This is a genomic window from Nocardia veterana NBRC 100344, from assembly GCF_000308855.1.
Classification (GTDB): Bacteria; Actinomycetota; Actinomycetes; order Mycobacteriales; family Mycobacteriaceae; genus Nocardia; species Nocardia veterana.
This window is the reverse complement of the sequence record NZ_BAGM01000132.1, coordinates 42488-56764: the sequence shown is the minus strand read 5'-3', so window position 1 is coordinate 56764 and position 14277 is coordinate 42488. Positions and strand designations below refer to the sequence as shown.

Genomic DNA, 14277 nt, shown 5'->3' with positions numbered 1-14277 from the left:
CCGGCCACCAGCGTCTTCCCGCGGAAAGCGATGCGCGCCAAGGCATATGCGGCCATCATGCCGATCAGCAGGCCGATCACCGTGGTGGCCGCGCCGATGATCACACTGTTGAGCACCGCCCGCCCGAAGTCGTTACCGCGACTGGTGTCGAAGGCGTTGCGGAAGTTCTCGAACGTCAGGTGGGTGGGCCACGGGGTGTTGTCGAAGGTGTAGTCCGCGTCGCGGAAGGCGGTCACCGCCATCCAGTAGAACGGGCCCAGACCCCAGACGAGCACGATCAGGGCGCCGATGTAGGTCCGGGCGGATCGCCACGGCTTGCGTGCCGTCCGCGGCGCGGTGGCAGTGGCGGTGGCCGGCGTGGTGGCAGTCGTCATCAGTGGGCCTTCCGTGACTTGCGGGACACCCGCACCCGGTCGGCCCCCATGAGCGCTGCGCGAGGGTAACTCATGGCTTCCTCCGAAGTTCTTCCTGCGTCGCCACCGCATTCGCTCCCAGCACCTTCACCAGGACGAATGCCACCGCGAAGATCATCAGGAAGGTGAGCACCGAGAGCGCGGCCGCGCTGTTCTGCCCCTGCCGCACCTGATCGACGACCAGGATCGAGATCGTCCGGGTCGCCGGGTTGCCCTGCGTCATGATGGCCGGCAGATCGTAGAGGCGCAGGGCGTCCATGGTCCGGAACAGCACCGCGACCAGCAGCGCCGGCTTCAGCAGCGGCAGCGTGATGTGGGTGAACCGCTGCCACGCGGAGGCGCCGTCCACCTTGGCCGCTTCGTACACGTCGTTCGGAATCACCTGCAGCCCGGCCAGAATCAGCAGCGCCATGAACGGCGTGGTCTTCCAGACGTCGGCGATGATCACCGCGAACCGCGACCACATCGGATCGGTCTGCCACAGGATGTGCGTGTGCAGTACGCGGTTGACCACGCCGTCGTACTGGAACATGAACTCCCACAACCGCGCCGTCACCGCGGTCGGAATCGCCCACGGAATCAGCACGGCGGCACGCAGCAGGGCGCGGCCGCGGAAGGTCTTACCCATCACCGTCGCCATGCCGAGGCCGATGGTGGCCTCCAAGGTCACGGTGATCACGGTGAACAGCAGGGTGATCCCGATGGCCGCCCAGAACTGCGAACCCAGATTGCCCGTCGGGCAGGCCTCGGTGCCGCCGCCCGGCAGTGTGCACTGCTGCAGCAGCCAATGCGTGTAGTTGCTGAACCCGGCGTTGCCGCCCTCGACGAACATGCCGGTGGCCGGGTCGAGACCGGCGTCCTTCTGGAAGGACATGACCACCGCGCGGATCACCGGATAGCCGATGACGACCGCCAAGGCCACCAACACCGGTGCGACGAACAACCACGCGCGGCCCGAGCCCTGCGGCGTCCACCGCAGGCCTCGGGAGTTGTTGTCGCGCTGCGGCTTCGGGCTCTCCGGCTGATCGTCGGGTGGCGCGAGATCGGTCGCACCCGAAGGATTCGACACGTTCAAACTCTCCTACGGGGCAGACTGCGGACAGGGTCAGGAGCCGGCGGCTTCGATGCCCTTCTGCATGCCGATGATCGCCTCATCGACGGTTTTCTTACCGGTCAGGGCAGCATATGCGTTGTCCTGGATGGCCTTCGACACCGCCGGGTAGAACGGCGTCACCGGACGCGGCACGGCGCTGGCGATCGAATCCTTGAGCGCGGGCAGGTACGGGAACTTCGCGATCAGCGCCGGATCGTCGTACATCGACGACCGGACCGACGGGAACGCGCCCTCGGCGACGATGCGCTGGGCATCCTCGCTGATCAGGAAGCGCAGGAAGTCCAGCGCCGTGGCCTTGTGCTTGGAATACGCGCTGATCGCGGCGTTGTACCCACCGAGCGTCGAGGCGCCGATGCCGTCCTTACCGGGCAGCGGGGAGACCCCGAAGTTGCCCTTCACCGCCGACGAATCGGCCTGCGCCACGCCGTAGAAGTTCGGCCAGGTGCGCAGGAACAGCAGTTTGCCCGAGGCGAAGGCGTTCTGGCTCTCCGGCTCCTTGAAGGAGATGGCCTCCTTGGGGATGTCGCCGTTCTTGTAGGCGTCGGTGAGCACCTGCAGGCCCGCGCGGGACTGCGGGGAATTCACGGTCGCGGTCTTGCCGTCCGGGCCGACGAACGAGCCGCCGTAGGCGTTGATCACCTCGGCCGCGTTCACCGTCAAACCTTCGTAGGGCGCGAACTGCCCCGCGTAGCAACCGATTCCGTGATCGCGCGCGATGTTGCAGTCGGCCAGCAGTTCCGGCCAGGTCTTCGGCGGATTCGGGACCAGATCCTTGCGGTAGTACAGCAGGCCGCCGTTGGTGTTGCGCGGTGCGGCGTACAGGGTGCCCTGGTAGGTGGCGCTGGCGACGGTCGGCGACAGCAGTGTGGAGGTGTCGAGAGCGAAGGAGTCCTTCAGCGGCTGAATCCAGCCCTTGGCCGCGAACTCCGCGGTCCACGGCACGTCCAGCGCCATCACGTCGTAGTCGGACTGCTTGGCCCGCATGTGCTGGGCCAGATCGTCGTACTGCTGGGAGGCGTCGTTGGACTGCTCTTTGAAGGTGACCTGCTCGTTCGGATGCGCGGCGTTCCAGCGGTCGATGAGCTGCTTGACCGCGCCCGTCTCGGTGGTGTCCTTACCCTCGACGTAGGTGATCGGGCCGCGGCCACCCAGATTCTGAGTGGTCGGGTTGCTACCGTCCCCGCTCGAACACGCACTCGTGAGTCCGGCGGTGAGCAGCGCGACCGAGGCAGCGGCCAGCGCGGCACGGGACACGAGGGACGAGCGCCGCGACGTGGCCCGCGTCAGAGCCTTGTCCGAGGACGCCTTGTTCAAAGCCATCGATACTCCAGGGTCGTAACGAACACAGTTGCCACGCGTGAGCGCCCGCACACTGCGCCGGTTGCACAAGGCAAGATACATTGTTCGGCTGCTCTGTGGGATTCGGCGTCCGCCCCGCCCTCCGTGGTTACGCAGGCTGCCGCCTCCGGTCGTTGCTCCCGCCGGGTGGGATTCGGCGTCCGCCCCGCCCTCCGTGGTTACGCAGGCTGCCGCCTCCGGTCGTTGCTCCCGCCGGGTGGGATTCGGCGTCCGCACCGCCCTGCGTGGTTACGCAGGCCGGCGCCGGTTGTCGGTGTCGTCTCGTAGGCTGGCGCTCGATGTCGACCCAGTTGCCCCAGGACAAGTTGCTCACCCGGATCGGTGGGCTGTTGCGTCAGGCCGAGTCGACCGACAACGAGCACGAGGCCGAGGCGTTCATGGCGGCCGCCCAGCGCCTGGCCACCCGTTCGTCGATCGACCTGGCGGTGGCCCGCGCCCATATCGCCGGCCGGGAGCGACGGCCGACGCCGATCCAGAAGGTCGTCCCGATCGGGGAGGCCGGTAAGAAGGGCCTGCGCACCTACGTGCAGTTGTTCGTGGCGATCGCCGCCGCCAACGATGTGCGCTGCGACGTGACCCGCACGTCCACCCAGGTCTACGCGTACGGCTTCGACACCGATATCGCGACCTGCGAGGCGCTGTACACGAGTTTGCTGGTGCAGATGGTGCGGGCCTCCGACCACTACATCAAATCCGGTGCCTACCGATCGGCGACGGTGGAGAAGATCGTGGTCGAGACCCGCTGGGGCCGGAAGGTGCAGCGTCGCATTCAGGCCCCTGTCGCAGCCGTGACCGCGCGACTGAATTTCCAGATGGCGTTCGCCGACCGCATCGGCCGACGGTTGGCGGCGGTGAAGGCCGATGTGGAGGCCGAGGCGGTCCGCGACGACACCGCCGCCGCCGAGTCCCCGGCCGGAACCGCCCTCGCCCTGCGCAACAAGGACCTCGAACTGACCGACTTCTACGCCCGCACCTCCGAAGCGCGCGGCACCTGGCGCGGCCCGCAGGAATCCACCGGCTACTCCCCGGCCGCCCGGCGCGCGGGCGACCGCGCCGGCCGCACCGCCCGGCTGGGATTGTCCCCGGAATTGCCTTCGGCCCGCGGACGTCTCGAAGCGCCGGGCGCATGAGCCGTCCGCGACCGCCGGCCGTTGTCGGCTACCGCGCGCGGACGATCGCCCGACACCGGCTCCGCGGTCGGCACGTACGAGTTTACGGGAAAGCCCTGTGACGCAGCGTGATTCGCAGCGTAGCCGGGTCTACGATGCCGAGGGGCTGGTGCGCCGCATGTTCGACCGCGCCGAGGAGTTCGGCGCGCGCACGGTCGAACTGCACGGATCGCACCTCACCCTGCCGATCGAGCGGAAGTTCGCCTCGGTCGAATCGGTGCAGGAGTACGTCGATCGGGTGCTCGCGCTGAATTGGGTTCGCGCCCGGTGGGTTCGGGCCGAAGCGCCGCTCACGGTGCGGGCCCGGGCCGGTGCTGCCGCGGCCCACTACGAAACCGGCCGCGGTGTGCTCGCGGTGCCGCTGCACACCGGCGGAACCGCTTGGGCCCTGCGCGAATTGGTCATCCTGCACGAACTCGCCCACCACCTGGAGCCGCCCGGCGCGGATTACGCGCCGCACGGCCCGGAGTTCTGTACCCGCTATCTCGAGCTGGTCGACGGGATCATCGGCCCCGAAGCCGCCCTGCTCCTACGCGCCACTTTGCACGACTGTGGCGCCCGCGTGGGCTGAACCAGCGCCGGCGCGTCCCGTGCCGCCGCGGCCCGGGACGCGGGAGCGCTACTGTCCGGGCGCCGCGGCGGACCGCACGGTCGGGTCGATGAGCCCGAAGATCTCACCCTGCGGGGCCTGGACGACCGCGGAGCGGCCGAACGGGGTGTCGTCCGGACCCATCAGAACAGTGGACCCCAGTTCCGTTGCCCGCGAGAGGGATTCGTCGGTACCGGCGACCTGGAACCAGGTGAGCCAGTACGGCGGGGTGTCGCCGGGCAGGTTGCCGGCATCCATGATGCCGCCGGCGACATCGGCGCCGGGCGGGGAGAAGGTCGAGTAGACGAAGTTCTCGCCGTCGCCGATCTCGTCGAAGGTCCAGCCGAAGACGCGGCGGTAGAACTCCTGGGCGGTGACGTAGTCGCGGGTGTGCAGTTCGTTCCAGCAGTAGGAGCCGGGCTCGTTGTAGATGCCGGCGCCGGTGTGCGCCTTGGCCTGCCACACGCCGAAGACTCCACCGGTCGGGTCAGCGGCGACGCACATGCGGCCGACATCCATGACATCGAAGGGCGGGACGAAGACGCTGCCGCCGGCGGCGGAGATGGCCGCGGCGATCGCGTCGACGTCGTCGGCCGCGAGGTAGGTGGTCCACACCGAGGGCATCGGGGCCTCGCCCATCTTGGGCCCGATCCCGGCGGCGGGTCTACCGCCGAGCATGGCCATCAGATATCCGCCGGCCTCGGGCGGGCTGTCCATGATCTCCCAATTCAGCAACCGGGAGTAGAAGTCGCGGGCCGCCTGCGGGTCGTCGACCGAACAGTCGACCCAACAGGGCGTACCCTGCGGCCACGCAGTATCACGGGTGGGCATAGCAGAACTCCTGTCGTGTGTTCGAGCACCTGGGAACTGCCGTTAGCACACGATCAGCTAATCACAGCGCGGGCGGCGGGAACACCCTCGAATCGGCCCTCGTTCCTGGTCAGGCGAGCAGTCGACGCACCCGGTCCAATCGTTTGCGCCACCACACCACACGGTCGGGATCGGGGTGGCGGAACCGCTGCAGGAGTTCCGGGTCCGGCGCCGGTGGGGTGCGCGGCACCTTGAGGTAGCCACCGACCGGTCGCAGCGGTTGCGCGACCACATCCCCGTCGAACAGGGCGACCGTGCCGAGCCCGCAGGCATGGTCGAGTTCGGGTAGGGCGCCCGCGAGGGCGAGCTGAGCGGAGAGGCCGACGCTGGTCTCCAGTGCCGAGGAGATCACGCAGGGCAACCCGGCCGCCGCCGCCACCCGCAGCGCCCGCCGCACGCCCCCGAGTGGCGTGCATTTCAGCACGGCGATATCGGCCGCGCCGGCCACCGCGACCCGTAGCGGATCCTCGGCCCGGCGGATCGATTCGTCGGCGGCGATGGGGATGTCGACCCGCCGCCGCACCGCGGCCAGCTCCTCGACGGTGCGGCAGGGCTGCTCGGCATACTCCAAACCCTGTGCGGCCCGGTCGATCCGGCGCAGATTCGTCACAGCGGTATCGACGTCCCAGACCGCGTTGGCATCGACCCGGACGGCGCCGCCGGGACCGAGCGCATCGCGCACCGCGGCCACCCGCTCGATATCTTCGGCCAGTGATCCGGGATGGTCGGCCACTTTGACTTTTGCTGTACGGCAACCGGATTCGGCAACGATCGCGTAGGCGCGTTCCGGGCCGACGGCCGGCACCGTGCAGTTGACCGGGATGCGGTCCCGAACCGGTTCCGGCCACCCGGTCTCGATCTGCTCGACGGTGGTGGCGAGCCAGTGGGCGGCCTCGTGGTCGTCGTATTCGATGAACGGACAGAACTCGCCCCACCCGCGCGGCCCTTCGAGCAGCATTCCCTCGCGCAGGGTGATGCCACGGAAGCGAGTGCGCAGTGGAATCGCGTACACCAGGGCCGATGCCGGATCGAGGTCGCTCACCCGAGTCAGCCTAGCCATCGCCGGCGGTACGGCCTGCCGTCCCGCGATATGGCGCCGCAGCGCACGTGTCCGGGACCGGCCGACTGACGCCCTGGCTTTGCAGGCCCTGGTCGGTGCGCTGCCGCCGGCCGGGTGGGGTGGACCCCGCGCGCGTTGTGCGAACGACGCCGGGCCCGGCGTTACGCGTTGCTCATCCTGCCGCTGCTCGCCGAGGCCCGGCTGCTCGGTTACGCGGTCGCGCTGGTCGTCGCGTCGGCCCGAGGATCAGAGCCGTTCGTAGATGGTGGCATTCGCCAAACCACCTGCCTCGCACATGGTTTGCAGTCCGAAGCGAGCGCCCCGCTCGTGCAGGGCGTGCACCAGGGTGGTGGCCAGCCGCGCCCCGGAGGCGCCGAGCGGATGCCCCAGGGCGATCGCCCCGCCGTTGACGTTCACCCGCGACAGATCCGCGCCGGTGTCGGCGGCCCATGCCAGCACCACCGCGGCGAATGCCTCGTTGACCTCGAACAGATCGATATCCGCCAGCGACAATCCGGAGCGCTGCAACACCTTTCGCGTCGCCGGAATGATCGCGGTCAACATCAGCAGCGGATCGTCGCCGGCGACCGCGAAGCTGTGCAGCCGCGCCAGCGGCGTGAGGCCGAGTTGGCGAGCCTTCTCGCTGGTCATGATCAGCACCGCCGCGCTGCCGTCGTTGATCTGGCTGGCATTGGCGGCGGTTACATTCCAGCCGATCTCGGGAAACCGCGCGGCGTAGGCCTCGCTGTAGTAGGCGGGCCGCAGGCCGGCCAGGGTGTCCAGCGTGCTGCCGAGGCGGATTCCCTCGTCGGCGGTCAGGCCCGCCACCGGCGCCAGCTGTGCCTCGAACGCCCCGTTCTTCGTTGCGGCGGCGGCCTTTTCGTGGCTGGCGAGGGAGAACTCGTCCATGGCCGTGCGGGAGATCCCCCAGCGGGCGGCGATCAGTTCCGCGCTGATCCCCTGCGGCACCAACTCCTCCGGATACCGTTCGGCGAAGGCGACACCGTTGATATCGGCGGCGCCGAGCACGTTCGAGCCCATCGGCACCCGGCTCATCGATTCCAGGCCGCCGGCCACCACGATGTCGTAGGCCCCGGCCAGGACGCCCTGGGCGGCGAAGTGGATGGCCTGCTGACTGCTGCCACACTGCCGGTCGACGGTGGTGGCCGGCACCGACTCCGGATATCCGGCCGCGAGTGCGGCGCGGCGGGTGACGTTGACGGACTGTTCCCCGACCTGGGTGACCACACCGCCGATGACGTCGTCGATCAGCGCGGGGTCGATGCCGCTGCGCCGGACCACCTCGCGCAGGCTGTGGGCGAACAGGTCGACCGGGTGCACGTCGTGCAGCGCACCGGTGGCCTTCCCCCTGCCGATCGGGGTGCGTACGGCCTCGACGATCACTGCGTCTCTCATGGCATTCCTCCGGGTATCGCGCCGTTGCGACGATCTGACTAAGTTGCTCTATAGCCAGGCTAGGACCTGACCTTAGTTGTGACAAGTCAGAGTTGGTATGATGAGAATCATGCCCGCAAAGCTGGAAGGACCCTTGCGCGATCTCGATTCGTGGAAGCCGGACGGCTGTTCCATCGTCAAGGCGCTGGACATCGTCGGCGCCCGTTCGGCCATGCTGATTCTGCGCGAGACCATCTACGGGACAACGCGTTTCGACGGCTTCGCCGCACGCGTGGGAATAACCGACGCCGCGGCGGCGGCCGCGCTGCGGAAACTGACCGAGGCCGGGCTGCTGCGCAAACAGCCCTACCGCGAGGAAGGCAAGCGCACCCGCCACGAATATGTGCTCACCGAGATGGGCCGGGATCTGCTCCCCGCGATTTTCGCCCTGTGGCAGTGGGGCGACAAATATCTGCAGGACGGAGTGCCGCCCCTGGAGCGGGTGGCGGACACCACCGGCGAACCGGTGCGGGTGGAATTGCGCAGTGCCGGGGGTGAGGAGGTCGGACTCGAAGACATCCGGGTCCGGATCAACCGGGACTGGCGCCGGTCTCGCGGCGGGACGCAGGGCGCGACCACGCCGCGATGACCGGCTCGGCCGGCGTCTAGGTCAGCCGCGCACCCGTGTCCGGATCGAAGAAGTAGATGTGCTCGGAATCGGTGGTGAGGGTGAGCTTGTCACCCTTCTGCGGGGGATTGCGCCAGTCGGCGCGAGCCACGATGGTTTCGCCACTGCCCGCCTCGCCGAGGGTGCGGCCGTAGATGTAGGCGTCGGAGCCCAGCTCCTCGACCACGTCGATTTCCATCGCGATACCGTCCGAGCCGGCGGCCGGTTCGAAATGCTCCGGGCGGATACCCACCACGACCGTCTCCGCGGCGGCGTCGGCCACCGTGCGCGGCACCGGCACGGCGTGTCCGCCGAGGGTCACCGCGCCGTCCGAGAGCGGTAGCGTGAACAGGTTCATCGCCGGCGAACCCATGAATCCGGCGACGAACAGATTCGCCGGGTCCCGGTACAGGTCGCGCGGTGCGGCGCACTGCTGCAGCAGACCGTCCTTCAGCACCGCCACCCGGTCGCCCATGGTCATCGCCTCGACCTGGTCATGGGTGACATAGACCGTCGTGGTGCCGAGTCGCCGCTGCAACTGTGCGATCTGGGTGCGGGTCTGCACGCGCAGTTTGGCATCCAGGTTCGACAACGGTTCGTCCATCAGGAAGACCTGCGGCTGCCGCACGATCGCCCGTCCCATCGCCACGCGCTGGCGCTGTCCGCCCGAGAGCGCCTTGGGCTTGCGGTCGAGGAACTGCTCCAGATCGAGCAGCTTGGCCGCCTCCAGTACCCGCTGATTCCGCTCGGCCTTGGGCACCTTGGCCATCTTCAGCGCGAAACCCATGTTCTCCGCCACCGTCATATGCGGATACAGCGCGTAGTTCTGGAACACCATCGCGATATCCCGCTGTTTGGGTTCGGCGTCGGTTACGTCCTTGTCGCCGATCAGGATTCGGCCTGCGTTGACCTCCTCGAGCCCGGCCAGCATGCGCAACGAGGTGGATTTACCGCAGCCGGACGGCCCGACCAGCACCAGGAACTCGCCATCGGCGATCTCGAGATTCAGCTTGTCGACGGCGGGTTTCGTGCCGCCCGGATACAGCCGGGTGGCGTGGTCGAAGGTGACCGTGGCCATGGTGAATCAATCCCTTCACCGGCAGGAACGTGCCGGACGATCCGAGTAGAGGGCGTTGGGTCCATCGCATCCTACGCAGCGGCGCGGTGGTGGGCGCGACGGTCGCGGACCGGGCGTCGCGCGGGCGCGACGAGTAGCCTCGGCAACGGCCGCCGACCGGCCGTGCCAACAGCTCATTGGACGAAGGAGCAAGCGATGAGTCGACCGGTTCGCATCGGAGTGCAGCTGCAACCCCAGCATGCTCCCGAGTACGGGTTGATCCGGGATGCCGTGCGACGGGCCGAGGACGCGGGCGTGGACATCGTCTTCAACTGGGACCACTTCTATCCGCTCTACGGTGATCCGGACGGCGCCCACTTCGAATGCTGGACCATGCTCGCCGCGGTCGCCGAACAAACCGAGCGGGTGGAACTGGGCGCCCTGGTGACCGGCGGCGGCTACCGCAATCCCGATCTGCTCGCCGATATGGCCCGCACCGTCGACCACATCTCCGGTGGCCGGCTGATCCTGGGAATCGGGGCCGGGTGGTTCCAGAAGGACTACGACGAGTACGGCTACGACTTCGGTACGCCCGGAACGCGTTTGGCGCTGCTGAAGGAATATCTCGCCCGGATCGACGCCCGGCTGGGCAAACTCAATCCGGCGCCGGTGCGCAAGATTCCGATCCTGATCGGTGGTGGCGGCGAACGGAAGACATTGCGGCTGGTCGCCGAGTATGCCGATATCTGGCATACCTTCGCGCAGGTCGATGTGCTGGAACGCAAGTCGAAGATCCTCGCCGAGCACTGCGCGGCGGTGGGTTCGGATCCGGGCCGGATCGAACGGTCGGTGGACTGGCCGGGTGCGGAGAAGGCGCCGGAACTGGTGCGGGCCGGGGCGACGCTGTTCACCGTCGGAGTCGGCGGGCCCGACTACGACCTGACCGAGGTCGAACAGGCCATCGCCTGGCGCGACTCGGTGAATCCGGAGCCGGTGTCCGGTATCGCGTGATCCCGGCCCGCTCGAATCACCCGGATTCCATTTCTTCCGGGGTGCGGTAGCAGCACCGCAAGGCCGTCGCGGCGCGCCGGTGACGTCCGACACGCCGAGGCGGCCGATAGGGTGCTCGGCTATGGCCCGTTTGCCCGTCTCGCGCCCTCGTGCGCTGATCGCGCTGATGGCGGCGATGATGCTGCTGTTCGCCGTCGCCTGCAGCTCCGACGAGGGCGGCTCGTCACAGGCCGCGAATCTGTGCGCGCCGCCGGGGCCGGCCGCCGCCTCGCCGGCGCCGACCAAATTGGCGAGCGGTGCGACGGCCGGGACCGACCGCTACACCACCGCGACGACGGTGCCGTTGAACTCCATCGACATCGGCAAACTCGGGTTGTCGCAGCCCGGCGTGCTGAGCGTGGGCACGCTCTCGGACGCGCCGCCGAGTATCTGTGTCGATTCCTCGGGCACCTTCACCGGCTTCGACAACGAACTGCTGAAGGCCATCGGCGCCAAGCTCGGCCTGCGGGTGCAGTTCTCCGGTACCGAATTCGCGTCGCTGTTGTCGCTGGTCGCGACCGGACGATTCGACGTGGGGTCGTCGAGCATCACCACCACCGATGCCCGGCGGCAGCAGGTCGGTTTCACCAACGGCTACGACTTCGGCTACTTCTCGCTGGTGGTACCCAACGGCAGCGCGATCCAGGGGTTCTCCGATCTGAAGCCGGGCACCCGGATCGGCGTGGTGCAGGGCACCGTGCAGGACGAATACGTCACCGGCACCCTGCATTTGGACGCGGTGAAGTTTCCCGATTACAACACCGCCTACGCCAATCTGAAGACCGGGCAGATCGATGCCTGGGTGGCGCCCTCACAGCAGGCCACGGGCGCGATCAAACCGGGTGATCCCACCTCGATCGTGCAGAACACGTTCAGCCTGGACAATTTCACGGCCTGGGCGGTCCGTAAGAACAATCAGCCACTGATCGACGCGCTGAACGCCGGACTCGACGCGGTGATCGCCGACGGGACCTACGCCAAGCTCTACTCGGACTGGGTGCCGCGGCCACTGCCGCCGGGCTGGAAGCCGGGGTCGAAAGCCGCACCGATGCCGCAGCTGCCGGACTTCGAGAAGATCGCCGCCGAACATCAGCACACCGACCGGCAGAACGCGCCGAAATCCACGGTCGCGCAGTTGAAGGACACGTTCTTCGACTGGTCGTTGTACCGCAAGGCATTTCCCGACCTCTTCAAGACCGGCCTGCCGAATACCCTGATTCTGGCGCTGGTTTCGGGTGTGCTCGGCACGCTGATCGGCATCCTGCTCGCGGTGGCGGGGATCTCGCGCACGCGTTGGTTGCGTTGGCCCGCAAGGGTTTACACCGACATCTTCCGTGGCTTGCCGGCGGTGGTGATCATACTGCTGATCGGTCTGGGTATCGGGCCGGTGGTGAAGGGCCTCACGGGCAACAATCCCTACTGGCTGGGCGCGGTCGCCTTGGCGTTGCTGGCGTCGGCGTACATCGGTGAGATCTTCCGTTCCGGCATCCAGTCGGTGGAACCGGGGCAGTTGGAGGCCGCGCGAGCGATCGGGTTCGGCTACCGCCAAGCCATGACGCTGGTGGTGATTCCGCAGGGCGTGCGGCGCGTACTGCCGGCGCTGATGAATCAGTTCATCGCGTTGATCAAGGATTCCTCGCTGATCTACTTCCTCGGATTGCTCGCCTCACAGCGCGAATTGTTCGCCGTCGGCCGCGATCTGAATTCGCAGACCGGGAACCTCTCACCGCTGGTCGCCGCCGGTCTGGTGTACCTGCTGCTCACCATTCCGCTGACCCACCTGGTGAACTACATCGATCGCCGCTTGCGGACCGGCCGGGCGGAAGCAGCGGCCGACCAAATCGAACAGGCCGTCATCACGGAAGGACGCGGAGCGTGAGCGACCAAGCGGACAAGGGCGTGAGCGACCGAGCGGATAACGGCGTGAGCGACCGAGCGGACAAGGGCGCGAGCGACCGGGCCGGGACGGGGCGCGACACGCCTCGCAGCTCCTCGTTGACGGGGGTCGATCTGCATCTCACCCTCGGCAACAACCAGGTGCTGCGCGGGGTCGACATCCATGTCGAGGCCGGGCACACCACGACGGTCATCGGTCCCTCGGGCTCGGGCAAGTCCACCCTGCTGCGTGTGCTGAATCGCCTGCACGAACCCGATTCCGGCGATGTGCTGATCGACGGGGTGTCGGTTCTCGGGGAAAATCCGGACCGGCTGCGCCGGCGCATCGGGATGGTGTTCCAGCACTTCAATCTGTTTCCACACAAGACCGTCGCCGAGAATGTGGCGCTTGGCCCGCGCAAATTGCACGGCCTGAGCAAGGAGGCCGCGCGGGCGCTCGCCCTGGAACAGCTCGAGGCGGTCGGACTGGCCGCACGCGCCGACACCCGCCCGGCGAATCTGTCCGGCGGTCAGCAGCAGCGGGTGGCGATCGCCCGCGCGCTGGCGATGAAGCCCGAACTGATGCTGTTCGACGAGGCGACCTCGGCGCTGGACCCGGAGTTGGTCAAAGGGGTGCTGTCGCTGATGGCGGATCTGGCGTCCGGCGGAATGACGATGATCGTGGTGACCCACGAAATGGGTTTCGCGCGTTCGGTATCCGACGGTGTGGTTTTCATGGACCGCGGCAAGGTGGTGGAATCGGGGTCTCCGGATCGGCTGTTCGACGATCCACGGACCCCGCGCCTGCAGCAGTTCCTGTCACAAATCCTCTAACCACCCGAACTGCCGCTGAACGGCATATTCGCGTACTGGGCGAAATTGCCCTGCGCACCGCTGTAGACGTTCAGGTCGGTATTGCCCGCGATCCCGGGCACCCGGCCGGAATCGGTGGTCTGCCAGAAGGTCCACGCCGGCCAGCCGCCCGGCACCTCGGGCTGGGGATTACCGCGGTAATCGGCGATCCACAGCGGATATTGATGGAATTGGTCGGAATCGGCCATCGCCGTCTGCCAGAACCTCGGGTAGGTGTAGATGATCGGCACCCGGCCGGTCAGCGCCTGCACCGTCGTCAGGTAGCGGTGGGTCCAGTCGATCAGTGCCGCCGGGGGTAGGCCGCCGGAATTCTCCATATCGAGCACCGGTGGCAGATCCAGCGGCCCGTTCTGGCCGAGGACGACCGTGGCGTACAGCGCGGCCTGCGGTTCGGGTGGAAGCTCCGGATGGGCGTAGTGGTAGGTGCCCCGTGCCACCCCGGCGGCTCGCATGAGCAGGCTGTCCGGGACGAAGTACGGATTCACGTAGTTCAGCCCCTCGGTCGCCTTGACCATGGCGAAGCTGTGGCCGGAGGCGCGCACGGCGAACCAGTCGATGAAACGACCGTCGACATGTTGCCAGGACGATACGTCCGGCCCGGTGGGTGCGGCGGTGGCGATTCCGGTTGCCGAGAATATGCCGGCAACCGCGAGCAGCGGCAGGGCTGCGGTGAAGCGACGAACTTTCGGACGAGCCACGGTGCGTCGATACATGGATACGAGAGTAAACAGCCGATGCTCGCGGGGCCAGAGTTGAACAGGTGGTCTGTGGAAAATGATAGCTGCG

General features: G+C 67.7%; 14 protein-coding genes. 6 read left to right on the top strand and 8 right to left on the bottom strand.

Annotated elements, in window-relative coordinates:
- The 3 genes from ON37_RS25675 to ON37_RS25665 form a co-directional block, all read right to left on the bottom strand.
- Positions 1-374, bottom strand: a 374-nt coding sequence (locus ON37_RS25675) for an ABC transporter permease family protein (protein ID WP_040722892.1), incomplete at its 3' end; no start/stop codon positions are given.
- 70 nt (positions 375-444) lie between these two features.
- Positions 445-1482: a carbohydrate ABC transporter permease gene (locus ON37_RS25670; RefSeq protein WP_083893281.1), complete on the bottom strand. Its 1038-nt coding sequence runs from the start codon at positions 1480-1482 to the stop codon at positions 445-447.
- A 36-nt stretch (positions 1483-1518) separates the two neighbouring features.
- Positions 1519-2847 carry an ABC transporter substrate-binding protein gene (locus tag ON37_RS25665; RefSeq protein ID WP_051032039.1) on the bottom strand — a complete coding sequence of 443 codons (1329 nt, stop codon included), beginning with the start codon at positions 2845-2847 and terminating at the stop codon, positions 1519-1521.
- Between the two features lie 329 nt (positions 2848-3176).
- Between ON37_RS25665 and ON37_RS25660 the strand changes: the two genes are divergently transcribed.
- Positions 3177-4016, top strand: coding sequence for a DUF2786 domain-containing protein (locus ON37_RS25660; RefSeq protein ID WP_174362150.1), 840 nt, complete (start codon positions 3177-3179; stop codon positions 4014-4016).
- 97 nt (positions 4017-4113) lie between these two features.
- Complete coding sequence (locus tag ON37_RS25655) at positions 4114-4626, top strand: TIGR04338 family metallohydrolase (protein ID WP_040722890.1); 513 nt, start codon at positions 4114-4116, stop codon at positions 4624-4626.
- Between the two features lie 48 nt (positions 4627-4674).
- Here the strand turns inward: ON37_RS25655 and ON37_RS25650 are convergent, their stop codons facing one another.
- The 3 genes from ON37_RS25650 to ON37_RS25640 form a co-directional block, all read right to left on the bottom strand.
- The gene (locus ON37_RS25650) at positions 4675-5475 is read right to left on the bottom strand and encodes a VOC family protein (protein ID WP_040722889.1); all 801 of its coding nucleotides are present in this window, start codon (positions 5473-5475) and stop codon (positions 4675-4677) included.
- Between the two features lie 109 nt (positions 5476-5584).
- Entirely contained in the window at positions 5585-6556 is a 972-nt protein-coding gene (locus ON37_RS25645) for an o-succinylbenzoate synthase (RefSeq protein ID WP_040722888.1), read from the bottom strand.
- Positions 6557-6820: 264 nt separating this feature from the next.
- On the bottom strand, positions 6821-7990 hold the full coding sequence (locus ON37_RS25640; RefSeq protein ID WP_040722887.1) for a thiolase family protein: 1170 nt from the start codon (positions 7988-7990) through the stop codon (positions 6821-6823).
- A 109-nt stretch (positions 7991-8099) separates the two neighbouring features.
- On the opposite strand from ON37_RS25640, the gene ON37_RS25635 reads away from it, so the two are divergent.
- Complete coding sequence (locus ON37_RS25635; RefSeq protein ID WP_040722886.1) at positions 8100-8618, top strand: winged helix-turn-helix transcriptional regulator; 519 nt, start codon at positions 8100-8102, stop codon at positions 8616-8618.
- Between the two features lie 16 nt (positions 8619-8634).
- Here ON37_RS25635 and ON37_RS25630 read toward each other — a convergent pair whose 3' ends face one another.
- The gene (locus ON37_RS25630; RefSeq protein ID WP_040722885.1) at positions 8635-9714 is read right to left on the bottom strand and encodes an ABC transporter ATP-binding protein; all 1080 of its coding nucleotides are present in this window, start codon (positions 9712-9714) and stop codon (positions 8635-8637) included.
- Between the two features lie 195 nt (positions 9715-9909).
- Between ON37_RS25630 and ON37_RS25625 the strand changes: the two genes are divergently transcribed.
- The 3 genes from ON37_RS25625 to ON37_RS25615 all read left to right on the top strand — a co-directional run bounded on the left by ON37_RS25625 (position 9910) and on the right by ON37_RS25615 (position 13452).
- Positions 9910-10704 (top strand): LLM class F420-dependent oxidoreductase, encoded by a 795-nt coding sequence (locus ON37_RS25625; protein WP_040722883.1) that lies wholly within the window; start codon positions 9910-9912, stop codon positions 10702-10704.
- Positions 10705-10825: 121 nt separating this feature from the next.
- Positions 10826-12622: an ABC transporter substrate-binding protein/permease gene (locus ON37_RS25620; RefSeq protein WP_040722882.1), complete on the top strand. Its 1797-nt coding sequence runs from the start codon at positions 10826-10828 to the stop codon at positions 12620-12622.
- Between the two features lie 116 nt (positions 12623-12738).
- A complete protein-coding gene (locus ON37_RS25615) occupies positions 12739-13452 on the top strand; it encodes an amino acid ABC transporter ATP-binding protein (RefSeq protein WP_040722920.1) in 714 nt (237 codons plus the stop codon).
- Here the strand turns inward: ON37_RS25615 and ON37_RS25610 are convergent.
- A complete protein-coding gene (locus ON37_RS25610; protein ID WP_040722881.1) occupies positions 13449-14204 on the bottom strand; it encodes a glycoside hydrolase family 25 protein in 756 nt (251 codons plus the stop codon). The two genes, ON37_RS25615 and ON37_RS25610, sit on opposite strands and share 4 nt — an antisense overlap.
- Positions 14205-14277: the final 73 nt, after the last annotated feature.